At 33.0% G+C, this 25,414-nt stretch carries 17 protein-coding genes; 7 read left to right on the forward strand and 10 right to left on the reverse strand.

All coding sequences use genetic code 11. The annotated features are described in order from the left end of the window. Window positions 1–21: 21 nt before the first annotated feature. Both rho and trxA read right to left on the reverse strand, forming a co-directional pair. Complete coding sequence (gene rho / locus H3S73_RS09065; RefSeq protein ID WP_065565045.1) at window positions 22–1,284, reverse strand: transcription termination factor Rho; 1,263 nt, start codon at window positions 1,282–1,284, stop codon at window positions 22–24. Between the two features lie 348 nt (window positions 1,285–1,632). After that, complete coding sequence (gene trxA, locus H3S73_RS09070; protein ID WP_198227500.1) at window positions 1,633–1,959, reverse strand: thioredoxin TrxA; 327 nt, start codon at window positions 1,957–1,959, stop codon at window positions 1,633–1,635. 154 nt (window positions 1,960–2,113) lie between these two features. Here trxA and rhlB point away from each other — a divergent pair, with 154 nt between their 5' ends. Continuing rightward, on the forward strand, window positions 2,114–3,343 hold the full coding sequence (rhlB, locus tag H3S73_RS09075) for an ATP-dependent RNA helicase RhlB (RefSeq protein WP_198227502.1): 1,230 nt from the start codon (window positions 2,114–2,116) through the stop codon (window positions 3,341–3,343). A 107-nt stretch (window positions 3,344–3,450) separates the two neighbouring features. Here the strand turns inward: rhlB and H3S73_RS09080 are convergent, their stop codons facing one another. Continuing rightward, window positions 3,451–4,065, reverse strand: coding sequence for a TfoX/Sxy family protein (locus H3S73_RS09080; RefSeq protein ID WP_198227504.1), 615 nt, complete (start codon window positions 4,063–4,065; stop codon window positions 3,451–3,453). Between the two features lie 320 nt (window positions 4,066–4,385). Between H3S73_RS09080 and H3S73_RS09085 the strand changes: the two genes are divergently transcribed. Beyond that, window positions 4,386–5,027, forward strand: coding sequence for a hypothetical protein (locus H3S73_RS09085; RefSeq protein WP_198227506.1), 642 nt, complete (start codon window positions 4,386–4,388; stop codon window positions 5,025–5,027). A gap of 6 nt (window positions 5,028–5,033) precedes the next feature. On the opposite strand, the gene glnB is transcribed toward H3S73_RS09085, so the two are convergent. Next, the gene (gene glnB, locus H3S73_RS09090) at window positions 5,034–5,372 is read right to left on the reverse strand and encodes a nitrogen regulatory protein P-II (protein WP_039126013.1); all 339 of its coding nucleotides are present in this window, start codon (window positions 5,370–5,372) and stop codon (window positions 5,034–5,036) included. Window positions 5,373–5,395: 23 nt separating this feature from the next. Then, window positions 5,396–7,000 carry an NAD+ synthase gene (locus H3S73_RS09095; RefSeq protein ID WP_198236458.1) on the reverse strand — a complete coding sequence of 535 codons (1,605 nt, stop codon included), beginning with the start codon at window positions 6,998–7,000 and terminating at the stop codon, window positions 5,396–5,398. Between the two features lie 120 nt (window positions 7,001–7,120). On the opposite strand from H3S73_RS09095, the gene aroB reads away from it, so the two are divergent. Beyond that, window positions 7,121–8,200, forward strand: coding sequence for a 3-dehydroquinate synthase (gene aroB, locus H3S73_RS09100; RefSeq protein ID WP_198236457.1), 1,080 nt, complete (start codon window positions 7,121–7,123; stop codon window positions 8,198–8,200). Between the two features lie 94 nt (window positions 8,201–8,294). Here aroB and H3S73_RS09105 read toward each other — a convergent pair whose 3' ends face one another. Genes H3S73_RS09105 through H3S73_RS09115 form a run of 3 tightly spaced genes read right to left on the reverse strand, consistent with a single transcriptional unit; the run spans window position 8,295 to window position 12,578 of the window. After that, on the reverse strand, window positions 8,295–9,515 hold the full coding sequence (locus H3S73_RS09105; RefSeq protein ID WP_198236456.1) for an OFA family MFS transporter: 1,221 nt from the start codon (window positions 9,513–9,515) through the stop codon (window positions 8,295–8,297). Continuing rightward, window positions 9,490–11,955, reverse strand: coding sequence for a flavocytochrome c (locus H3S73_RS09110; RefSeq protein WP_198236455.1), 2,466 nt, complete (start codon window positions 11,953–11,955; stop codon window positions 9,490–9,492). The genes H3S73_RS09105 and H3S73_RS09110 overlap by 26 nt, the downstream gene beginning before the upstream one ends. Further along, window positions 11,955–12,578 (reverse strand): NADPH-dependent FMN reductase, encoded by a 624-nt coding sequence (locus H3S73_RS09115; protein ID WP_198227517.1) that lies wholly within the window; start codon window positions 12,576–12,578, stop codon window positions 11,955–11,957. Before H3S73_RS09115 ends, H3S73_RS09110 begins: the two co-directional genes overlap by 1 nt. Window positions 12,579–12,823: 245 nt before the next feature. Here H3S73_RS09115 and H3S73_RS09120 point away from each other — a divergent pair, with 245 nt between their 5' ends. After that, complete coding sequence (locus H3S73_RS09120) at window positions 12,824–13,768, forward strand: LysR family transcriptional regulator (RefSeq protein WP_198236454.1); 945 nt, start codon at window positions 12,824–12,826, stop codon at window positions 13,766–13,768. Window positions 13,769–13,791: 23 nt separating this feature from the next. Here H3S73_RS09120 and H3S73_RS09125 read toward each other — a convergent pair whose 3' ends face one another. Next, complete coding sequence (locus tag H3S73_RS09125; RefSeq protein WP_198236453.1) at window positions 13,792–14,715, reverse strand: FAD:protein FMN transferase; 924 nt, start codon at window positions 14,713–14,715, stop codon at window positions 13,792–13,794. Window positions 14,716–15,041: 326 nt separating this feature from the next. Between H3S73_RS09125 and H3S73_RS09130 the strand changes: the two genes are divergently transcribed. Next, the gene (locus tag H3S73_RS09130) at window positions 15,042–16,127 is read left to right on the forward strand and encodes a 3-deoxy-7-phosphoheptulonate synthase (RefSeq protein WP_198236452.1); all 1,086 of its coding nucleotides are present in this window, start codon (window positions 15,042–15,044) and stop codon (window positions 16,125–16,127) included. Between the two features lie 61 nt (window positions 16,128–16,188). On the opposite strand, the gene purL is transcribed toward H3S73_RS09130, so the two are convergent. Further along, window positions 16,189–20,091: a phosphoribosylformylglycinamidine synthase gene (gene purL / locus H3S73_RS09135; RefSeq protein WP_198236451.1), complete on the reverse strand. Its 3,903-nt coding sequence runs from the start codon at window positions 20,089–20,091 to the stop codon at window positions 16,189–16,191. 711 nt (window positions 20,092–20,802) lie between these two features. Between purL and H3S73_RS09140 the strand changes: the two genes are divergently transcribed. Beyond that, on the forward strand, window positions 20,803–23,826 hold the full coding sequence (locus tag H3S73_RS09140) for a DUF2339 domain-containing protein (RefSeq protein ID WP_198236450.1): 3,024 nt from the start codon (window positions 20,803–20,805) through the stop codon (window positions 23,824–23,826). A 149-nt stretch (window positions 23,827–23,975) separates the two neighbouring features. Next, window positions 23,976–25,370 carry a DUF3999 family protein gene (locus H3S73_RS09145; protein WP_198236449.1) on the forward strand — a complete coding sequence of 465 codons (1,395 nt, stop codon included), beginning with the start codon at window positions 23,976–23,978 and terminating at the stop codon, window positions 25,368–25,370. The last annotated feature ends 44 nt before the right edge of the window (window positions 25,371–25,414 follow it).

Consider the following 25,414-nt stretch of genomic DNA (forward strand, 5'->3'; position numbering starts at 1 on the left):
ATTTAGTATTCATTACGCAAATCATGAACGCTTCATCATTTCAAAAAACTCATCATTCGTTTTAGTCATGGCAAGTTTATCAATTAAAAATTCCATCGCGTCGATTTCACCCATTGGGTTAAGAATTTTGCGCAAAATCCACATTTTCTGTAATTCATCTGGTGAAGTCATTAAATCTTCTTTACGTGTGCCAGAACGATTAAAGTCAATTGCAGGGAATACACGTCGCTCTGCAATTTTACGAGATAAATGTACCTCCATATTACCAGTACCTTTAAACTCTTCGTAAATAACTTCATCCATTTTTGAACCAGTATCAATCAGTGCAGTTGCAATAATAGTTAAACTACCACCTTCTTCTACATTACGCGCAGCACCAAAAAAACGTTTTGGACGATGTAATGCATTTGCATCTACACCACCAGTTAATACTTTACCTGATGATGGAACAACCGTATTATAGGCTCGAGCTAAGCGGGTAATCGAATCGAGCAAAATAATAACATCTTTTTTATGTTCTACTAAACGTTTAGCCCGTTCAATAACCATTTCAGCAACCTGAACATGCCTTGCAGCAGGCTCATCAAAAGTTGATGCAACTACTTCACCTTTTACTAAACGTTGCATTTCAGTGACTTCTTCTGGACGTTCATCAATCATCAATACCACAAGTTCACACTCAGGGTGGTTTACAGCCAAACTTTGTGCAATATTTTGTAGAAGCATGGTTTTACCAGCTTTCGGAGGTGCGACAATCAAACCACGTTGACCTTTACCAATCGGTGAAGCTAAATCAAGTACTCTAGCAGTAATATCTTCAGTAGAACCATTACCGCGTTCCATACGTAATCGAGAGTTTGGATGAAGTGGGGTTAAGTTTTCAAAGAGGATTTTATTGCGAGCATCTTCAGGTTTATCATGATTAACTTCGTTAACTTTAAGTAAAGCAAAATAACGTTCGCCTTCTTTTGGTGGTCTGATTTTACCAGCAATTGTATCACCTGTTCTTAAATTAAATCGCCTAATTTGGCTTGGTGATACATAAATATCGTCAGGTCCAGCTAAATATGAACTATCGGCAGAACGTAAGAAACCAAACCCATCTTGCAAAATTTCAAGTACGCCATCGCCAAAAATATCTTCACCGCTTTTAGCATGCTGCTTTAAAATTGCAAAAATAATGTCTTGTTTTCTAAGACGAGCAAGATTTTCAAGACCCATTGTTTTTTCGCCAAGCGTTACAAGCTCGGAGACAGAAGTGTTTTTTAATTCAGTTAAATTCATAATTTTAAAAATTCTTGAGGATAAAATTGATATGTTTGCAATTACCGCTATTTATTTTTTGTATATTTTTTAATTTACTTATAAAAACCTCTTTCTGGCAATAAACAAACGCAATCAATTATTAATTTCTTATGATAATATGCGTTTAGATATAAACTGTTTACCCACTTAATCAATAAAAACAATGGATTGCAGAAAGGAGTTCTTGTAAGAGGTTAGCAATGTACACTAAAAAAGGTACTATGTCTATACTTAATTATACTTTATGTACAGAGATGTATTTATTTAAAATAAAAAATAAGAGTAATTTTCATTACTCTTATTATTTGTAATAACTATTTAACACAATTAAAGTTGCTCATCAATAAAGCTTTTAAGCTGTGCTTTAGATAAGGCTCCAACTTGTGTTGCAACAACTTTACCATGTTTGAAAATCAATAATGTAGGGATTCCACGTATATTAAATTTAGGGGCTATTTTAGGATTTTCCTCAATATTTACTTTAGCAAAGATCACTTTATTACCATATTCTTGTGCAACCTCTTCTAAAATTGGTGCTATCATTTTACAAGGTCCACACCATTCGGCCCAGAAATCAACCAATACTGGTTTTTCAGCATCATTGATTTGTTTGTCAAATGTCGCTTCAGAAAGTGAAACAATATTATTACTCATTTGTTTATCCCCCAATAAATATTTATATTTATAATATTAATAAATTTTCTGTTTTTCCACTAGTAATTAGTATAATAGGACATAATTATTAGTGATGTCTGTATGACTAATATGCTATAATTCTTAAACTTTGATAATTACATTTGAAACCACAATGATTCCATCTTATCTTACCAAAACAACTTTTAGTCAATTTCCATTGCATCCTCTAGTGATAAAAGCACTTGATAAGAAAGGCTTTACTTATTGTACGCCAATTCAAGAACAAACATTACCGTTAACAACAAATGGAGTTGATATAGCTGGGCAAGGACAGACAGGAACAGGTAAAACCATTGCTTTTTTGGCCTCAACGTTTAATCATTTATTAAATCATGAACCGTTACCGGATCATAAAGCAAACCAACCTAGAGCAATCATTATAGCCCCAACTCGAGAGCTTGTGGTACAAATTTATCACGATGCAGAAGTATTATCTGAAGAAACAGGTCTTAAATTAGGATTAGCTTTTGGCGGTGATGGCTATGATAAACAATTAAAAATGTTATCAGCTGGCGTAGATATTTTAATTGCTACCACAGGGCGATTAATCGACTATGCCAAACAAAATTATATAAATTTAGAAGCAATTCAGGTTGCCGTTTTGGATGAAGCCGATCGTATGTTTGACTTAGGTTTTATACGCGATGTTCGCTGGATTTTTAAACACATGTCTCCCCCTTCAAAACGATTGACCATGTTATTTTCAGCAACATTAACACATAATGTACGTGAATTAGCTTTTGAGCATATGAATAATCCACAATATGTTGAGGTTGAGCCTGAGCAAAAAATTGGTCACCGTATCAAAGAAGAGCTATTTTTTCCATCCAATGAAGATAAACTTGCCCTACTACAAACACTTATTGAAGAAGAATGGCCCGATCGCTGCATCGTATTTGCTAACACTAAAGTGGCCTGTGAAAAAATATGGCGACATTTAATTGCAGATGGTCATCGTGTAGGGCTATTAACCGGCGATATTGCTCAGAAAAAACGTTTGTCAATTTTAGAACAGTTTACTCGTGGCGATCTAGATATTTTAGTCGCAACGGATGTTGCCGCACGTGGTTTACATATTCCTGATGTTACCCATGTTTTTAATTATGATCTGCCGGATGATTGTGATGACTATCGTCATAGAATTGGAAGAACTGGACGTGCAGGGGCTGAAGGTTACTCAATTTCACTTGCTTGTGAACGTTATTCTCAAAATTTACCGGCAATTGAAAAAGCAATTAATCATACCATTCCCGTTAGTCAATATGATCCATCTGCATTATTAGTTGATTTACCCTCACCAAAAACTTTTAAACGCGCACCTCGTAGAAGGTCATCTACATAACACAATAATATATAATTTACATATATTAATATAATCAAATACAGTTATCTTAAAATATTAACCATAATTAAGATAACTGTTAACAAAATTAATTAACAATTAAATCATTAATTTTCTTCTTTGTCTTTTAAAAAATCTTCATATGCTAATTCAATCTGTTTTTTAGTTGCATTAGATAATGATGCAACATGACGATGATTCAATGAGCCATATAAAATAAATAAAACATTATTTGAAATACGAGAATTTTTATTTTTCATCCTGTGATATGCTTCTAAATATCCTACTTTATAAAATATTTCTATATTGGTAATACCAACACTAAATAGTAATTTTTCTAATGATAGTGTTATATTAGGGAGTGTTTTAATTCGCTGCTTTTTTAACTTGAGTTTCTCATCTTGTTCTAACTGAGCATATTTAATAACCATTTTAACCATGGAATGAAATGTTTGTGAATCCTCAAATAATTCATCACTTACCTTGTAATAATCTAACGATTTTGTCGAAATACCTGAAGGTAGGGTTAAAGTTGTCATACCTAACTCGATAAAAACAGATCGATAATGAGAATGACCTCTTAAATAAAACTCCTGTTCGCCAATCCAACCGAACATTACTCCTTTGCTATTAATACTAAATCCCCCAAAAAAAGTTTTGATTGAAATATCATCAAAGGAAGATAAATCCTTAAGGATTTTATTTGTAAATGTTGAACTCATAATTTATCTCTACTTAACTTAATTAATTGAATAACATAATTAACTTACTACTTAAATTAAGTTATAGTAAATAATTTAATAATCAAACTATTTTTTTTAATAAATTCATATTTTTGAGATCTATCTTCCATAAATAGACATAAATGAGATTAATACTTGATAAAATATATTTTTATATTTCTAATATTCGTTTCTAAAATAAAACTAATTATAAATAAACAAATCTTAATAATTCTTTAAAAAGAAAAGATGCTTTAACATTGTTATTATGTTGTAAAAATTATACAATCAACGTACTAAGAATTATATGGTTTCAATCATTGTCAATTCACATTAACATGGTCAAAATTGCTGTTATTTTGTTTTTTTTGTTGTGTTCATCTGCTGCAACTGCAGATAAACTTGCATTAATACAATCATTGACTCTTTGTAATCCTAATTTTTTCAAAGAAGTTTATGCTAACAAAAGTGAATTGCAAAAATATACAAATATCCAAACCTTTGATAAGAATAAAGCTTATATTTCTGTCGAAAATCGTACAGATACCAATAAAAACTATACTTATTTCAAAATTCCTATGACTTATAAAAATTTAATAATTAAAGGTTATTACGATAGTGCCATGGATCTAGGAAAAATGGGGAAATATTATTTTTGGGGATTTATTATTGACAATGATATAAACGAAATTAAAGATACGTTGGATTTCATTGATTGGAAAAATATGGAAGACAATTTGCTTTATATTGCTAATCCAATGATTCGTAATATTAATGATGAAATACATGTATGGAATGAAAATACCGGTACAGTAGTTGGTGTAAAAACCATTCCTGCCCCGGATACAACTGAAAAGCTATTATTACTTGAAAAAGGAGCAAATATGAATCTGCTAATTTGTTCAATTCAAGGTATTGTCACAGTAGAATTACTTAAACAAGAACGCCCTGATATCAAATAAATTTAACTAAATTGCCGAGTCATCCATTTCTCCAGTACGAATACGAATAACTTGCTCGACATTATAAACAAAAATCTTCCCATCACCGATTTTGCCAGTTTGAGCAGTTTTCATAATGGTTTCGATACACGTTTCTAAAATATCGTCAGAAACTACAAGCTCAATTTTTACTTTTGGTAAAAAATCTACCATATATTCAGCGCCACGATAAAGTTCTGTATGCCCTTTTTGACGACCAAAACCTTTCACTTCAGTAACGGTCATACCCGTTATACCTTGATCGGCTAACGCTTCTCGAATATCATCTAATTTGAATGGTTTGATAATAGCTTCAATTTTTTTCATACTTGTTTTTCCTCAATTCGAGATCACCAATTTTTAAATCCAAATGCAGATGTTATTGGATAACGTCTACCTTTTCCAAAATTACGTATTGTAATTTTTGGGCCAACAGCTGACTGACGTCGTTTATACTCATTAATGTCAACCAGTTTAATAACACGTCTAACTGTAATTTCATCATAACCTTGCTCAATGAGTTGTTCAACAGAAAGATCTTGTTCAACATAACCTTTCAATATTCCATCTAAAATATCATATGGCGGTAAACTATCTTCGTCTTTCTGATCTGGAGCCAATTCAGCTGAAGGAGGACGGGTAATTACCCTTTCAGGAATAACATATGAACGGGTATTTCGATATTTTGATAATGCAAACACCATAGTTTTAGGTACATCTTTGAGCACATCAAAGCCTCCAGCCATATCTCCATAAAGCGTAGCATAACCCACTGACATCTCACTTTTATTACCAGTTGTTAATACCAGACGTCGTCTTTTATTAGATAAAGCCATTAAAATAACGCCACGACAACGCGCTTGTAAATTTTCTTCTGTAGTATCTTTTTGTGTCCCTGCGAACATAGGTTTTAAAGATGACATAAACGCATCAAACATTGGTTCAATCGAAATAATATCAAATTCCACGCCTAATATTTCAGCTTCTTCTTTGGCATCAGCAATACTAATGTCAGCCGTGTAACGAAATGGCATCATAACAGCCTGCACCTTATCTTTGCCTAGTGCATCAACCGCAATAGCTAATGTTAGCGCTGAATCAATGCCACCAGAAAGACCCAATACTGCGCCTTGAAAACCATTTTTGGTAATATAATCACGTGTTGCAAGTACCAATGCATCATATATAGACGCTAAAGGATGATTTTCATCTTCAGCAAGGGTAGTTTGGTTAGGTACACCTAATTCAAAACAAGTGACTTGTTCTACAAAAGATTTTAGTTGGCAAACAATATCACCATATTCATTGCAAACAAAAGACCCACCATCAAAAACAAGTTCATCTTGACCACCAACTTGATTAACATAAATAATAGGTAATCGGGTTCGAATGGCATGGGCTTTGATTAAATCGTGTCGACGCTGCTGCTTTTCATAGTCATAAGGAGAAGCGTTAATAGTTATTACTAAATCTGCATTCTGGGTACTAATTTGATCGATAGGCTGATTTTGCCAAAGATCTTCACAGATTAATAATCCAATTCTTTTACCTTTAAAATCGACAATACAACTCTGATTATCTGCGGTAAAATAACGCTTCTCATCAAAAACATCATAATTAGGTAGCTGTTGTTTGTGATATCGCGTTAATAACTTTCCTGCATAAAAAAAGGATAATGCATTATAGATATGTCCATCTTGCCAATGCGGATGACCGATAATTACAGCACAATCAGTGCTAGCCTGTTGAACTAAAGATAGCGCTTTTTCACACCGATCTTTAAAATCAGCACGATAAATTAAATCTTCTGGCGGATAACCGCAGATAGCAAGTTCCGAAAAAATAATAAGGTCATTAGATGAATGGCAATGTATTAACTCAACAATTTGTTCAGTATTACCCTCTATATCGCCAACTCGCCAATTCTTTTGTGCTAAAACAGTAGATAAAGACATATAAAATTCAAAATCACAAATAAAAATTGGCGTTAAGTTTAAATGATTCTAAGTTGCGCTGCCACTTTTTTATCGTTAACATGAAGTAATAAATTAGCTTTGACTGGATTGGAAATTATTATGCAAAAGATTTTAAATGTAGCACTCGCCAAACGTAGTTATCCTATAATTATTGGTGAAAATTTACTAAATGAATTCCACCATTTTAAACTTCAGGCAGGTCAGCGCGTGTTAATCGCTACCAATGAAACTATTGCTCCACTTTATTTACAACCATTAATTGATATGCTAGAAAAGAATGGTGTGAAAACGGATTCCATTATTGTTCCAGATGGAGAAAAATATAAAACCATGGAAACATGGAATACTATTTTAACTGCTTTGCTTGCTAATAATCATACACGTAACAGCATACTTATTGCTTTAGGTGGTGGCGTAATAGGTGATGTTGCAGGTTTTGCGGCATCGGCATACCAACGAGGAATTAAGTTTATTCAAGTGCCTACGACACTATTATCACAAGTTGATTCTTCAGTCGGTGGTAAAACAGCTATTAACCATCCATTAGGTAAAAATATGATTGGTGCCTTTTATCAACCTCAATCAGTTGTTATTGATTTAAATTGCTTAAAAACTCTACCTCAACGTGAATTTTCCGCAGGTCTGGCCGAAGTCATAAAATATGGGATTATTTTAGATGAAGATTTCTTTAATTGGTTAGAAATACATATTGAAGAGTTACTCAATCTAGATGTCAAAGCACTCAGTTACTGTATTTATCGCTGTTGCCAACTTAAAGCCCAAATAGTTGCAGCTGATGAAACTGAACAAGATATGCGCGCTATATTAAATCTAGGTCATACTTATGGGCATGCAATTGAGGCTGAACTTGGATATGGCAATTGGTTACATGGTGAAGCTATCAGTGTTGGTATACTCATGGCAGCTCAAACCGCTAAATTATTAAATAAATTAACAGATAATGATATTTATCGTATAAAAAACTTGTTAATTAAAGCTAAACTTCCTGTAATAAAACCTAAACAAATGTCCATAGAGTCTTACCTTCCACATATGATGCGCGATAAAAAAGTCCTATCAGGACAATTACGCCTAGTAATACCAACTAAAATTGGACATGCTGAAATTATTGATGGAATTGAAAAAGAGATAGTATTTGAATCTATACAACAAGTTTAAATCTCTATTTTTAATAATATTAAATATTTCTGTTATAAAATAAAAGGCGTGATACATTACGCCTTTCATTTTTTATAATAAAAATAACTTAATTTTACATTTTTGTTTTTTTAATCTGTTTATAAATAAGATTTAATATTAGCCCCAAGAACGCCACCGCAATTGCAATATAAAATGCTTTAGTATAATCACCATCATTATTGACTAGAATATCAGCAGTTAGTTTTGGCGCAAAAAATGCAGCTGAAGAGTAACCAACAAAGATGATGCCATAGTTAACACCTTGGTTGATAGGACCATAATTTTCCATCACCATTGGTGGGAAAACACCCATTACGCCTCCAAAACATAAGCCAAGTGCGATTATCCCAATGGCAAATCCTGCTTGTGATGGAATAAATAAAAACGAAATAAAAGCAAATATAATTACCGAAAAGATAATATCTAATGTTTTATTTCTTCCTAATTTATCTGATACAGTGCCCCATACTACTCGCCCAGCACAATTACTTAGTGAATATAAACTGACATAAAAAGCAGCAAGAGCAGATGTTAATCCAAACATATTTTGTCCAATACCAGAAGCATTTGAAGCAATCATCAATCCGGAAAAAGCGCCAGTACCTAACATAAAGAAAATTAGATAAAAATATGGCGTTTTTAACATCTCTTGCCAGTTTTTATTAATAATAGGTTTACTTTGTTGACTGTTTGCTTGAACCCAACCTTCAGGTTGATAATTGGCTGGTGCCACTTTGATAAAAAAACTAGCAACCATAACAACCACGATATAGGTACAACCTAAAATTTTAAATGCATACAGCACATTAAAACTTTCAATCAAATAGTTACCGATTGGTGCAGCAATAATTGCTGCACCTCCCATACCGGCAGTAATAATGCCTGATGCAAGTCCACGTTTATCTGGAAAGAATTTAATTGTATTACTTAAGCAACCTGAATAAGCTAATCCTTGTCCAAAACCACTTAATAGACCATAAGTAATATAAAGCATCAAAGGACTGGTCACATAACCACTCAGATAAAACCCAAGCCCAAACAACAAACCACCAATAACACTAGACCATTTAGCTAAACCTTTATCCGTTAAAAAACCACCTAATATCATAGGAATTGGTCCAACGGCTGAATTTATGCCAAATGCAATCATAACATCTGACATACTCCAATTTTTTGCAATACTTAACGGTCCTGCAAAAACACTAAAGGCATAAATAGCACCAGTACAAAGTAATATTGATGTTGATGCAACTAGAATAATCCATCTGTTAACATAATTTTTTGCTTTTACCATTATTAGACTCCATTCTTAGATTTATATCCTTTAATGCAGTCTTGCCAGCAATTCGTCCGAAAGTGAATATATCGGTTAATGAATTACCACCAAGCCTATTACCTGCATGAATACCGCCAGCAACTTCACCTGCGGCATATAAGCCTTTAATTTTTTGTCCTGATTTATCTAACACATGGGTTTGTGTATCAATCCTTAGTCCTCCCATAGTATGATGAACGGCTGGTTTTCTTGGTGTAGCATAAAATGGAGGAATTTGGACTTTTAAATCAAAAACATCTTTTCCAAATTCAGGATCGTTTCCAGCATCAACATAACTATTATAATTAGTTATAGTCTGTTTGAAGACGTTTGCATCCATACCCAGTTTTTGTGCTAACTCTTCTAAAGTATTAGCACAAAATAATGTGCCAGCCGCAATTTGTTTATCAATTTTTTCTTGAGAAGTGTTATAAGCAGTTTTCTTGATTGCTTCATCAGCAATTAAATAAAATAACCCACCATTATCAATTGCAGCTTGGGTAAGTTTGTCTCGACTACCATACTCATTAACAAAACGCCTACCTTGCTTATTAACCATAATGAAGTTTTGAGGAGGAACTTGTAATCCACTAAACAACGCACCTGTTTCAGGATCAGAAACAGGCATCATTTGTGAAAAGCCCATACCAACAAGATCAGCTCCAACACTTTGACCTAAAACAATACCGTCACCAGTAATAGCAGGCGAATTAGATGTTTTAATATCATCGTCAATTTCTGTCCAATAGGTATTATATTCTTTTAACATTTTGGTATTAGCACCAAAACCACCAGAAGCTAAAATAACTGCATCAGCTTTCACAGTAACTTTTTTACCATTTAAACCACTGCCAATCACTCCTGCAACTTGTCCATTTTCAACAAATAGCTCTTTTACTGCTGTATCAGTAATGATTATACCGCCATGCTCTTCAACATATTTTTGTAATGCTGAAACATAAGCATAACCTTCACTTTTTAGTGGTTTATGACCTCTACGCCATAATGCCCCAACAGGCATTGTCACATCATGTTTATCAAATTCAACACCAATATCTTCCAACCATTTAACGGAATCTAACGCTTCATCAGTTAAAATTTTAACTAAATCGTATTGACCATAAATTACATTGCCTAACTGGTCAGTTCTTTTACCGCCAAGATAGGTTTGGATACGATGCAACAACGCAGAATCAAATAAATAACCGGTCTTATCTTTATTTTCAGCCAGATAATCATTAATTTGCTGTCTTAATATTTTAAAATCATTAAGATATTCAGAATCAATAGTCGACTCATCCATTGTGGCAATTTCTTGTAAAGTATGACTCTCACCAGCAATAGCAGCAAACGTATTTTGCCATTTAGGATTGGCCGCATTCATTGGTCCTCCCGTACGGACAGTATTACCACCGACAGCAGGGAACTTTTCAACAACTATAACTTTTTTACCTTCTTGTAAAACACTTGCTGCAGCGGATAAACCAGCACCACCAGCACCCACGACAACCACATCAGTTTCATATTGCACATCGCTATTATCAATCGCACTTGGAGCTTTTGGTCGTTTACGTAAAACATCAGGATTAGCACCAGCCATCTTAATTGCTTTAGCCACACCATCAATCACACCATTACTGGTGACGGAGGCACCAGATAAAATATCCACATTAAGAGTTTGTCCTTCAAGAATTTGTGATGGAATACGTTTAAATACTACATCAGCAATGCCTTCTGATTCACCTTCAGTATCAATATCAATTGACTCAATACGATCATTCGACAATACAACCACCATTGGTAAATCACCGTTATGACCTGGTGCTGTAACGCAATATCTTCCCGGTTCAAAAGAGATTTCCTCTGGAACATTAAGTAACCTAACAACTTGGGTAAAGCGAATAAAACGGAAAAAACAACTATCTAAGAAATCAATAGTGCGTTCTGATTTGAGATTACCTTTTTCATCAAATGCTTCATGTGCTCGTCCAAGCAAGAATTCATAGCCTGGCATAACAGTGGCATTTACACCTGGCGCATCAAATATTTGTCTTAGATGTAATTGTGCTCTTGATGAACCTTGCACATCATAAGAAGCACCTACAATCATCACTGGTTTGCCATCAAATGGATGTAAATTAAATGATAGCCATTCAATAATACTTTTTAGTGCTGATGGAATAGAATGATTATGTTCTGGAGTAGCAATAATTACACCATCTGCTTGTATAATTTTATTATTAAAATTCTGAATAACCAGATTATTAGATTGATCATCTGTTTCATTAAACATTGGCACATCAATCAATTCTAATATTTCAATTTCAGCTTTATTAGCAAAATGTTTTTGCATAAATTGTAATAAGATACGGTTATAAGATTCCTGAGCATTTGTTCCAACAATTCCAATTAATTTCATTATAGTGCTCCTTCTTCAGCTGCTTGTTTCCAACTAAATTTCTTATTTTGTTCCGTATTAAATTTTGCTTTCTTGAGTAATTCATTAGTAAGAGTAACAAACAAAATGAATTCATCGAAACATTCATCTAATTCTTTAACTTTATCGTGGTAGATAAGATCACCATTTTCATCAAAAGCTTGGAGAGAATGCCCTAAAAGAAATTCTGAACTTGGCATAATTCGTGCTTTTAACTCTGGTGCATCTAAAATTTGCCGTAAATGTGCCTGTGCTCTTGAAGAACCTAACGAGCCATGAGAAGCTCCCACAATCATCACACATTTATTAATTAGTGGACGAGTTGTGTAAGACAACCACTCAATAGCACTTTTTAAAGCAGCAGTAATTGAATGATCATATTCTGGTGTGGCTATAATTACCCCATCAGCATCTTCAATTTTATCTGATAACTCTTTTACTGTTGAAGGTGGCGTTTTATCTTTAGGTTCATTAAATGCGGGCAACGACTTAATTTCACAGACTTCAATTTCTACTTTGTCTGCAAAATGCGCTTTCATAAAATGGAGTAATTTTCTATTAGTTGAACGATCCGAATTTGTGCCAACTATGCCAATAAATTTCACTTTAAAACCTCACTTAGTACCTTTCAGTACAAATTTTATTAATATCTAACTTTTTCAAAATAAATTCTTTAGAAATCCCGCAAAACAGTTGTATATTTAATTATTAGATTTAGTATGTTTATTTTTGGGTAATATGCTTATAAAAGTTAGTTTAGAACAGAAAAATCCATTTGTGAAATAGCTGATTAATTATAGGGTTATAAGCAATTTGTTATAACATAGTAAAACAGGAAATGAGATATAAAATGACTAAAATAAATTCATTAAATATGCTGCAATACATTGATGTTTTACTTAAACATGGCAATTTTACCAAAGCTGCAAAAAATCTTTATATTTCTCAATCATATTTAACGCAAACAATAAAAAAAGTAGAAAACCAAATTGGTATTGAAATCATTAATCGTCAAACGATTCCTTTACAATTAACAGAAGCAGGTAAAATTTATTATCAATATCTAGTTTCACTGGTGGACAAACAAGAACAATTTAAACGAAAAATCAAAAAGTACACGGATACAAATTACACCGTAATTCAAATAGGTGTATTACCTAGTTTAGGTACATATTTACTGCCACTATTTTTGCCTGCATTTATGCAAAAATATCCAAATATAAAAATTGAATTACATGAATATACGCCAACAAGTCTTGAAGAAAAAACAGAAAATAATATGTTGGATTTTTTTATTGGACAAAATCCCGAAACAATATCACAAAACTTAATTAGTCATGCTTGTGGCAAACATTGCTATTATGCGCTAATCCCGCAAAGCTCAAAACTTTATCAAGAAAATCCTAAAATGCTTGGATGTAATGATGATTTTATAAAAAAGTTACTACAAGAAAAACTTATTTTAACAGCGCATGGCTCTGCAATTCGTCATCAGATTGAATATCTAATTCAAAAATATAAAATTGAACCCCAAATAATTCTTGAAAGTAGTAATATTTTCACTCTTGTTGAGTTAGCCAAAAAAGGAATTGGTATCACTTTCATTCCAGAAAGTGTCAATATTTGTAATAAAAAAAATGATCAAGCTTATAATTTATTACCACTGCCATTAGAACTGATTTCGGTTAATTACTTTATTGCGTACTCTGCAAATAAAACTTTAAATTCAGCAGAAAAGGGACTTGTTGATATTTTTATATCATCCCTTAATCGTGAAGCGATGTCATTTGACTAATACAATTTAATTTATAAAATAATTTATTGAATAGGTAAACCATCTGAGCAAGCAAACTTATGATTAACTGTAACAATCATTCCTTCAATGTTAGGTATTTTATTTATAGCTGATATAGCATACTGAGCACTTGCACCATAAAGCTGAGTAGTCCAAATTTCACCGTCTAGCGATTTTTTTGACACAATACTGATACTGGCTAGATCTGTTTCTACGGGGTACCCGGTTTGGCTATTAAAAATATGATGATAGGTTTTGCCATTATAATTAAATGTTCGTTCATAGATACCTGATGTTACCACTGACTGATTTTTAATTTTTAGCGCAGTGATAACATTTCCTCTCGGTTGAAAAGGATTCTGAATACCAACTCGCCAGTATCCATCATCATGAAAAGGACAATCACCAAAAGTTAGAACATTTCCGCCTAAATTAATAAATGCTGCTTTGGCATTTTGTTGTTTAAAAAACTCAATGATTTTATCAGCAAAAAAACCTTTAGCTAATGCACCTAAATCAATAGCCATTCCCGATTGAGCAAGAAAGACTGAATTATTAGATTCATCTAAAACAATGTTATTAGGATTAATAAGCTTTAATTTTTGTTGTATTTCTATATCAGAAGGATATCTAGCATCATAAAAACCAACTCGCCAAGTTTGAATTAAAGGCCCTATTGCAATATTTAAAAAACTATTATCAATAGTACTTTGGATTTTACCAATCCTAATTAATGCAAAAAGGTCTGCTGAAACTGACACAAATTTAACACCAGCATTATGATTTATCTTCATTAATTCTGATTTAGGATTATTGGCACTAAAACGGCGCTCATAATCTATCAACCGCCTTTCAGCTTCATTTAATAACACTTCTGCATTATCGTCCAACAACCATATTTCAATTATAGTCCCCATTATATGAATATATCGTCTTTGTTGATGCATTGCTTATTGTTCCTAAATTAACAATTTTACACATTACAACTATTTGTTAACAAAAACCAGTCGCTACTAATGTCCATTATCCATGATAAATTAAAAAGCAGATTGTTTGTAAACTTTTTATTACACCACTAACGGATAACTTATAAATTCACTAATTTATAAAAAACGCCATTATATAGCGTATAAAACATTATAAAAACATCATAATGATATAAAAATTAAAAATTCTATTTACTATTATGTAATTCTGTGTTTACATAGTGGACGTTTATGTAATTAATATTTTACATATAAAATGTTTAAAAGATTTTCATAAGGAAAGCAAAATGTTAAAAGATACTTTGAATAATGTTCGAATTAGAGATGAGCATATGTTAATCACCCCTGATGAAATAAAACAACTTTATCCACTTTCTCCAGAATTAGAAAACCAAATTGCCTCATCACGCAAAACTGTAGTTGATATTTTAGAAAGAAAAGATCCGCGATTACTTATTGTCTGTGGCCCATGTTCTATCCATGATCCTCAAGCAGCCATTGAATATGCACATAAATTAAAAAAATTATCTGACGAAGTCAGTAATGATTTATTTATTGTTATGCGTGTTTACTTTGAAAAACCTAGAACAACTGTTGGTTGGAAAGGTATGATAAACGATCCACATATGGATAGTTCATTTGATATTGAGCATGGACTGAAAAAAGCCCGTAAATTATTACTTGATATCACTAAAATTGGTTTACCTATCGCTACCGAAGCATTGGATCCAAACACACCACAATACATTGCCGATTTAATTAGCTGGTCTGCCATAGGTGCAAGAACCACAGAATCACAAACCCATCGTGAAATGGCATCAGGTTTATCCATGCCAGTCGGTTTTAAAAATGGTACAGATGGTAATTTAGATGTCGCAATTAATGCCATGAAGTCAGCTTCTATGCCTCACCGCTTTGTAGGTATCAACCAGCAAGGTCAAGTGACGGTTTTACAAACTGTCGGTAATTCGCATGGACATGTGATCTTACGTGGGGGTAAAGCTCCAAATTATGATGCTGAAAATGTCGCACTATGTGAAATACAGATGAAAAAAGCAGGGTTGTTACCAAATTTAATGATCGACTGTAGTCATGCCAATTCTAATAAGGATTACCGTAACCAACCAATTGTTGCCGATTCAATTATTGAGCAAATCAAACATGGCAATAACTCAATTATTGGAGTGATGATTGAAAGTAATTTGGTTGAAGGTAATCAATCTTCTGAGCAACCAAAAGAAAACTTTAAATATGGAGTATCCGTGACCGATGCTTGTATCAGCTGGAATGAAACAGAAACATTACTTCGAAAAATGGCAAGTACGTTATCACAACCACTTGTAGCAAGACAAACACAAGATGCTAGTGTTTAATGTAACCATTTTCACTTAACAAAAAAACCGCCGACAAATGTCGGCGTTTTTTTATATTACATTACCCTAACTGTTTACGTGCATTACGAAATATTCGCATCCATGGACTATCTTCTCCCCAATTATCAGGATGCCATGAATTAGTTACGGTTCTAAATACTCGTTCTGGGTGAGGCATCATAATAGTTGCACGACCATCATTTGAAGTTACCGCCGTAATACCATTTGGTGAGCCATTTGGATTAGCAGGATACTGCTGCGTTACATCGCCGAAATGGTTAATGTAACGAACAGTAATTAATCCTGATGCTTCTAAATTAGATAAGTGAACATCATCACGAACTTCAACTCGCCCTTCTCCATGTGATACCGCAATTGGCATATGTGAACCCGCCATATCAGTAAACAGTAATGAAGGGCTAGATTGAATTTGAACTAAACTAAAACGTCCTTCAAATCGTTCTGATAAATTACGCACAAAACGAGGCCATAAATCAGCGCCAGGAATTAGCTCTTTCAAATTCGACATCATCTGACAACCATTACAGACACCGAGTGATAAAGTATCATTGCGATGAAAGAATTGTTCAAATTCATGTCTAACTTGTTCATTAAATAAAATTGATTTAGCCCAGCCTTCTCCTGCTCCTAAAACATCACCATATGAGAAACCACCACAAGCAACAAGAGTATTAAATTGATCCAATGTCACCTGACCTGATAATAAATCAGTCATATGGACATCAATTGATTCAAAACCAGCTCGATCAAATGCAGCCGCCATTTCAACATGAGAGTTAACACCTTGTTCACGTAATATTGCAACTTTCGGTTTCACTCCTTTTGCAATATAAGGCGCGGCAATGTCTTGCGTTGGATCAAACGTAAGTCGCACATTCAAGCCCGGATCGTCCTCATTTTGTTTAGCCTGATGTTCTTGATCGGCACACACTGGATTGTCGCGTAAACGCTGCATTTGCCATGTGGTTTCAGCCCACCACGTTCTTAACATTAAACGAGATTCACTATAAACTACAGCAGCATTATTACGTATAATGAATTGCTGCCCTGCTTCAGCTTTACCTAACGTATGAATCGCATGAGAAAGCCCAAAGCGTTTAAAGCATGCTATAACCTTATCTAAATCCCTACTATGAATTTGAATAACGGCACCCAGTTCCTCATTAAATAGTGAAGCAATCACATCACTACCTAGTGTATGAATATCAACATCAATACCACAATGCCCGGCAAATGCCATTTCCGCTAAGGTAACCAATAAACCACCATCCGAACGATCATGATAAGCAATCAACATATTTTCAGCGATTAATGTTTGGATAGCTTGATAAAAAGCCGCTAATTCATTAGCATCATGAACATCAGCTGTTCTTTGCCCTAAATGACGATAAACTTGAGCTAATGCAGTTGCTCCTAATGCTTGATGACCTTTGGATAAATCAATAAGCAATAATAAATTATCTTCATCTGTACATAATTGTGGTGTGACAGTTTTACGAACATCTTCAACACGAGCAAATGCGGAAATTACTAACGATAACGGTGAAGTAACTGTTTTTTGTTCACCATCTTGTTGCCATGTTGTTTTCATTGACATTGAATCCTTTCCAACAGGAATCGCCAACCCTAAAGCAGGACATAACTCTTCGCCAATGGCTTTAACTGCTTGATACAGACCGGCATCTTCACCAGGATGACCCGCAGCAGCCATCCAGTTAGCCGAAAGTTTAATCCGTTTAATATCACCAATGTTAGTCGCCGCGATATTGGTAATTGCTTCACCAACAGCTAATCTTGCTGATGCAGCAAAATCAAGCAGAGCAACTGGAGCGCGTTCACCAATAGACATGGCTTCACCATAATAACTGTCTAAACTAGCTGTAGTCACCGCACAATCAGCTACAGGCACTTGCCAAGGTCCAACCATTTGATCGCGTGCGACCATTCCTGTTACTGATCGGTCACCAATGGTAATTAAAAAAGTCTTTTCAGCAATAGTTGGCAAATGTAAAACCCGTTTAACAGCATCATATAAATTAATATCATCTGTTGAAAAGTTATCACCATGAGCTTGTTGAGATTTAACTTCACGTAGCATTTTTGGGGGTTTACCTAATAAAACATCTAACGGTAAATCTATCGGATTATTATTAAAATATTCATCATGTAAAACCACTGATTTATTAACTGTTGCTTCACCGATTACTGCATAAGGAGCACGCTCACGTTGGCAAAGTTCATCAAACAATTCAAGGCTTTCTGGATGTATTGCCAATACATAGCGCTCTTGTGATTCATTACACCAAATTTCTAACGGTGACATGCCTGGCTCATCACTTAATATTTTGCGCAGTTCAAACTGACCACCACAGCCACCATCACTAACTAGTTCCGGCATAGCATTAGATAGTCCACCAGCACCAACATCATGGATAAACAAAATAGGGGTTTCATCACCAAGTTGCCAGCAACGATCGATTACTTCTTGGCAACGACGTTCCATTTCAGCGTTATCACGTTGAACTGATGCAAAATCAAGATCAGCATGAGATTGCCCTGATGTCATTGAAGAGGCCGCCCCTCCTCCTAAACCGATATTCATGGCAGGTCCACCAAGAACAATTAATTTTGAGCCGATAGGGAATTCCCCTTTTTGGATATGTTCGCGACGAATATTTCCCAAACCACCAGCTAGCATAATAGGTTTATGATAACCTCTAACTTCTTCACCATTAAAGCTATTTACTTTTTCCTCATAGGTACGAAAATAGCCTAACAACGCGGGACGTCCAAACTCATTATTAAATGCGGCACCACCTAAAGGACCATCCATCATAATGTCAAAAGCACTTACAATTCTGTCGGGTTTACCAAAATCTTGTTCCCACGGCTGTTCAAAATTCGGAATTCGTAAATTTGAAACAGAAAAACCAACTAATCCAGCTTTTGGTTTAGCGCCTTTTCCTGTCGCACCTTCGTCACGAATCTCCCCTCCACTACCCGTTGCTGCGCCCGGCCAAGGTGATATTGCTGTTGGGTGATTATGAGTTTCAACCTTCATTAAAATATCAGCATACTCCTGATGATAACTGTAAATTCGATTACCATAATCTGCAAAAAATCTGCCTACTTTAGAACCATCCATAACCGCAGCATTATCTTTATAAGCAGATGACACATAATCAGGTGTATTTTCAAAAGTATTTTTGATCATTTTAAACAGTGATTTAGGTTGCTTAACACCATCAATAATCCAATCTGCATTAAAAATTTTATGTCGACAATGCTCTGAGTTTGCTTGAGCAAACATATACAGCTCAATATCTGTCGGATTACGATTTAATTTTTGAAAATTTTCAACTAAATACTCAATTTCATCAGATGCTAACGCTAAACCTAACTTGATATTAGCCTCTTCTAATGCTTGACGCCCTTGACCTAATAAATCCACAACAGTTACTGGCGCTGGTTCATCGACTTTAAATAATTGTTCAGCTTGATCAAAACTGGTTAATACGGTTTCCATCATACGATCATGAATCAACTCGGCAAATTTATCTTGCTGAGGCTGCGTCAAAGGCGAACGTGTTACAACATAATAAGCAATACCTCGCTCAATACGATGAATTTGAGTTAATCCACAATTGTGAGCAATATCAGTTGCTTTTGATGACCATGGGGAAATCGTACCGGCACGTGGGGTGACTAAAAAAAGTTGTTTGTTGGTATTACAATCTTTATCTATGTGAACAGATTTGGGACCATATTGTAATAACTTATCAAGTGTTAATTGTTGCTCAACTGTGAACTCACTAATTGAATCAATAAAATGGACAAATTGTGCTTCAAGGTTAATAACAGGAATGGATTTTTCATGACAAACAGATAGGATTTTACTAATACGAAATGCGGATAAAGCAGAAGAACCAGCTAAAATTTTCATACTAATTACTCTTTTTGAAACCAAAACAGGTAAAAAATAGAACAATAGTATAAAAGAAACTGTACATTATGGCTATCTTAAAAACAGTTTATATTGAGTTGATAAAAAAATATTAAATTACATAAATTTTTGATAAACACTGAATATAAAATAATAGAGAAATTCACAACATCATGTTTTAATTATTTTTATAAATAAACATTAACCCTTTATTCTACTTTATACATATTATTTAATTATACAGAACTAAACCCAAAGTAGTTGCAGTGTTAATCAACAAGATTCTATTTATATGTTAAATAAATTTCTACTAGACAAAGTTAGCCCTACCTAATTTACGACAAAGAAGTACACCTGTTTTGCTATTAGAAAATCTAACCTAAGTTACTCAATAAAAAAACATCGATTAATGAGAAAAAATACTTGATTTAAATGAAAATTTTTAGGCAATCGAGAAAAAGAGGCTACTTTTGAAAAAGTGAAAATCGTAATCAAACATTGCAGATAATATTACTTGACCAGCTAAATAGATAGCACCATGATAGAAACTGATATCTAAAGCACTACAAATTTAAAAAAATGATATCAAAATTAACTAAATATAAGTAAATTAATGCAAAAATATTAATTTACTATAAAATAAAATACATATTACTGATAAAAACTATAAACAGTAATTATCATTTTTATGAATCATAAGGAAAATTTAAAGTGGAATTTATTTTTTTATTCCTCATTATTATCGCTCTATTTATTGGAGTATTTGTTAATATTTCTAATTTAAAAGAACAAATTTGGGTATTACAAAATCAACTGACGGAATTACAAAAACATCTTTTATCTTTTACGCAGCAACATTATGTATCAAATAAGACTAATGTTGAAGAAGAAGAAAATTATACAGATCAAACATCTTCCAATCCTACAGTTAATAACAATCTTGATCCCCAAAACAAAAACAATCCTATTGAAATTAAACAAAGTGCCGAAATAACTCAATCAATGGTTAATACTCATTGTGATGAAACAGAAAACTTTTCGGAATCATTAATACCAGAAATAGAAGTAAAACAGCCTTTAAGTCACTACCATCAAGAATCAACATTCTCAACTTTGGCATTTAATGAAAAAAATGATCAAGCTTTAGATGACTTAGCTAATCAAACTAATTTAGAACCAATAGCTGAAAAAGTAGTGGGTATTGAACATAATGAACAATATTCTGAAAAACAAACAGTTACAGAGCAAGCATCATCAATACCTATAACCAACTCAGATAGTCAACCTGAAATTAAAGAGGTGTCACAAGATACATTTAATTCAAACCATAAACAATCAGACAACAATGAAATCAATATCGGTTATGTTTTTTTCAATTGGTTAATTAAAGGTAATATCATTGCGAAAGTTGCAATTGTGATCCTGTTTTTAGGATTATCTTATCTATTTAAATATAGTATTGAGCATAACTACATGTCACCTGAAATCAGAATTTTAGGTGCCGTAATATTAGGTATTGGATTATTAGCTGCTGGATGGAAATTACGATTAAAACGCCAAATTTATGCCCTTATTTTACAGGGAGGGGGTATTGCTGTTTTATACCTTACTATTTTTGCAGCTTTCAAGTTATACGAGTTAGTTCCAGCTTTACTTACATTTGCTATTTTAGTTGTTATATGTTCTACCAGTATTTTATTTGCAATATTACAAAGAGCGATGAGCTTGGCAATTATTGCTTGTGTTGGGGGATATGTAACACCAATTTTATTATCTGACGGTTCTGGTAACCATGTTGCATTATTTAGTTATTATTTAATGATTTCAACAGCAATATTGCTAATCAGTATCACACAATCTTGGAGAAGTCTTAATTTATTAGGATTTTTATTTACTTTTGTCATCTCGTTAGTTTGGGGAATAAATAATTTCACTTCAGAATTCTATATTGAATGTCAAATATTTATATTTGCCAATTTAGTTATCTACGGGATTTTAGCTGTATTATTATCAGTCCGAAGCATACGTACAGAAGAGTATCAAAATATAATTGATTTGCTGTTACTATTTGGTGCACCATTATGCGGGTTTGGATTACAATATGCTATTACTCAACAGTGGGAATTTGGTCCTGCATTTTCATCATTAGGATTTGGATTATTCTATCTTGCTGGTGCCTATATTATTTTACATAAATGGAAATCACTAGCTAAAACAATATCATTATTTTGGCTAGCTATTGGGGTTTCATTTATTACATTATCTATTCCGCTGGCACTTAGCGCCAATTGGACCGCTTTATTATGGATGTTTGAAGGAACAGCCATTACTTGGATTACGCTATCTCAAAAATATTACCGAACAGCTTTATTTGGTGTATTAATCACGTTACTAGGTATCATTTCGGTATTGATATCTTTAGCATATAATCAAATAACCCCAATATTATTCACTTTACTTTCAGGAATAAGCAGTATTATTTTATTTATTAATGCTTGTTTGTGGCATTACTATGGACAAAAAACTGAAATAACTAGAGTGATAAAATTATCTTATTTATCTATTTCTATTATTAGTTGGATATTATGGATTTTATTGAGTGTTCCACTATTTTTAGATCAAACCCCTTTTGAAATTTCATTAATTTTATTATGTGAAACTGCTTCAGTTTGGTTATGGTATTTCATAGGTAGAAAAATTAATTGGAGTATTATATGTAATGGGATGTTATTACTCTGGATTGCACTGATTATAAGCTTATATAAAAGTGAGAGCGCCTCATGTTATTATTTATCAGACTATTGGATTTGCAGTTTAGCTTGGATCATAACGTTCATAAGCTGTTATGTTTATTTATATAAAATAAATTCAGCAAAAATTAATAATAATCTAATAAATGATAACCATCTAATTTTACTACATATTAGCCTGTTTTGGATGCTATTATACTGGTTACTTCAAGAATTAATTCATATATTCGATGCCTTACCATGGGGATATGAAGTCATAAAATGGAGTTTAATGGCAACCATCGCATGTAGTATTATTTTACTGTTTTATTTTCTTATTAAACGCCAATATATTACTTCATTCTTATTAATAAAAAGTTATTGGGCTGTGGGCTTACTTCCCCTAACTGGATACATTGCATACTATTTGGTTGCGGGTCTAAGCATGAGTGGTCAAATTATCTATTGGAGTTATATTCCAATTATTAATCCACTTGAAGAAAGTGCTATTTTTAGCTTACTCATGTTTAGCGTTTGGATAAAATTAATGACAAATTATGTGCAATTTGACAATAAAACAACTGACTTTGTTAGCTGGAACATTCCATTACCTAATTGGGTTTTAATATCGTTAGCAACCTTAACATTTCTTTGGGGTAATAGTGTCGTATTGCGCTGTTTGAGTCAAATATTTGATATCACTTGGAACACACATACTTTGTGGCACAATAATATTGTACAAATGACCGCATCGCTTCTCTGGATGCTAAGCGCTGTAATTTTAATCGCCATTGGACACCGTTATTCTTTTCGTAAAATATGGTATAGCGGACAGTTAATTCAAATCACCGTAATTATTAAACTAATATTTGTTGATATACAAGAAACTGATGGTTTATTACGTGCATTTGCATTTATTGGCATAGCATTATTAATGTTATTAATCGGTTACTTAGCACCTATACCGCCAAAACAAAGTGATGAAAATATAGCCATAAAAAATTAAAAAATAATATAAAAAGATTAAAAATACAATTTAACTTAATGACTTTAAGTGATTATTTTGAAAAATTCAGGAAAAATAAAATTGATTTGTTCGCAGTTAAAAGAAAATTAAGTTCCTAAATAATTATTTATATTAATGGATAGAAAATTATGAAGAAAATCTTATTCAGCTCCCTTTTGCTAATAAGTGGATTGTGTCAAGCAACTGATCAAACTAATCAATATGCTTATGGCGCTATAATAGAAATTAGCGATAATACTAGCATGTATAATCGAATAGACTTGACCAGTGAAGTTTATACTCAAACATTATCAAACACATTAGATGATGTACGCGTTTTCAATCATAAAGGTCAACTAGTGCCTTTTGCCTTAGTGAATGTTTATCAACAATATGATGAAAATGACACCTTTCCTGTCACTGTATACTCATTAGATAATACTCAACAATCTTATAAAAAAGAGGAACAACAAAATAAGCCTCCAATAGATCAATACAGTATTAATATCAATAATAAAAATGTGCAAATTTACCTTGATGACACGAGTAAACAGGAGGAATATAGTGCAACCTACTTGTTACAAATCCCTAATGAAATTAAGTTAGAACAACCATTCAGTCGTTTATCTATTGATTTTGATACATCCAAAAATCTGAATTGGCAAGCAACAGCTAACCTACTTTATAGTAATGATTTAAAAAAATGGCAAACTGCAATTAATGATATTCCTATAATGTCCTTGACCGATAACAACAATAATCAATCATTAAAAGTTAATACTATCGATTTACCGTCCGGTATTAATTTAAAATCTAACTATTGGATTTTACGATTAAAATCCGATAAGAAAATAGTTCCTAGTATTAAAGGAGTTGCATTTACGTCAAGAAAACAAATGCCAACAAAGGCTCTTTATCCTATTAATTTCGATTTAATTTCTGCAAATGAGCAAGAGGCTATTTATCAGTTACCAACATCACTACCAATAAAAGAACTCTCAATTAAACTAAAAAATGAGCGAACTGTCTTACCTGCAAGTATCTATTATAAAATTAGTGATAATGATAAAACGTGGCATAAACTTGATGATTATATTTTTCGTCGTATAAATGATGATAAAGGTCAATCAATTAAAATTGATAATTCAGTACTAAATATTAAACAGCTAAAAATCAAAGCAATTAATGCTTCTTTAAATGATGCTCCTCTCGTGACTGCTTATCGCTATCGAATGAGTGTTATTTTCAACAGTGCCAATAATGGACCTTTCATTCTTGCTTGGGGGTCAGCCAATGCTCAACCCGCTTCATTAAGCGAAAAAGCACTACTTAATGACTCAATATCCCCTCAAAATGTGCCTGAAGCTTATTTAGGTGATAATGTCAAGTTAGGTAACAAAAAAGTATTATCTAAAACAGAAAATGTTTCAACTAAATCACCTATATTATTAAAATTGTTAATTTGGGGTGTTTTAATTGCAGGTTCAATATTTTTAATGTTTTTAGCTTTGAAATTATTAAAAGAAATGAAAAAGGTAGAATAATAAAAAAGATTGTATTATCAGATTTGATAAAACTATATTAACAT

This window comes from Gilliamella sp. B14384G12 (assembly GCF_016101825.1).
GTDB lineage: Bacteria > Pseudomonadota > Gammaproteobacteria > Enterobacterales > Orbaceae > Gilliamella > Gilliamella apicola_N.

Coding starts and splice junctions, on each gene's coding strand:
- trxA (WP_198227500.1), bottom strand. CDS start 1,959: ATGAGTAATAATATTGTTTCACTTTCTGAAGCGACATTTGACAAACAA.
- H3S73_RS09080 (WP_198227504.1), bottom strand. CDS start 4,065: ATGAGTTCAACATTTACAAATAAAATCCTTAAGGATTTATCTTCCTTT.
- H3S73_RS09110 (WP_198236455.1), bottom strand. CDS start 11,955: ATGAAATTAATTGGAATTGTTGGAACAAATGCTCAGGAATCTTATAAC.
- H3S73_RS09145 (WP_198236449.1), top strand. CDS start 23,976: ATGAAGAAAATCTTATTCAGCTCCCTTTTGCTAATAAGTGGATTGTGT.
- H3S73_RS09120 (WP_198236454.1), top strand. CDS start 12,824: ATGACTAAAATAAATTCATTAAATATGCTGCAATACATTGATGTTTTA.
- rhlB (WP_198227502.1), top strand. CDS start 2,114: ATGATTCCATCTTATCTTACCAAAACAACTTTTAGTCAATTTCCATTG.
- H3S73_RS09095 (WP_198236458.1), bottom strand. CDS start 7,000: ATGTCTTTATCTACTGTTTTAGCACAAAAGAATTGGCGAGTTGGCGAT.
- rho (WP_065565045.1), bottom strand. CDS start 1,284: ATGAATTTAACTGAATTAAAAAACACTTCTGTCTCCGAGCTTGTAACG.
- aroB (WP_198236457.1), top strand. CDS start 7,121: ATGCAAAAGATTTTAAATGTAGCACTCGCCAAACGTAGTTATCCTATA.
- purL (WP_198236451.1), bottom strand. CDS start 20,091: ATGAAAATTTTAGCTGGTTCTTCTGCTTTATCCGCATTTCGTATTAGT.
- glnB (WP_039126013.1), bottom strand. CDS start 5,372: ATGAAAAAAATTGAAGCTATTATCAAACCATTCAAATTAGATGATATT.
- H3S73_RS09130 (WP_198236452.1), top strand. CDS start 15,042: ATGTTAAAAGATACTTTGAATAATGTTCGAATTAGAGATGAGCATATG.
- H3S73_RS09125 (WP_198236453.1), bottom strand. CDS start 14,715: ATGCATCAACAAAGACGATATATTCATATAATGGGGACTATAATTGAA.
- H3S73_RS09105 (WP_198236456.1), bottom strand. CDS start 9,515: ATGGTAAAAGCAAAAAATTATGTTAACAGATGGATTATTCTAGTTGCA.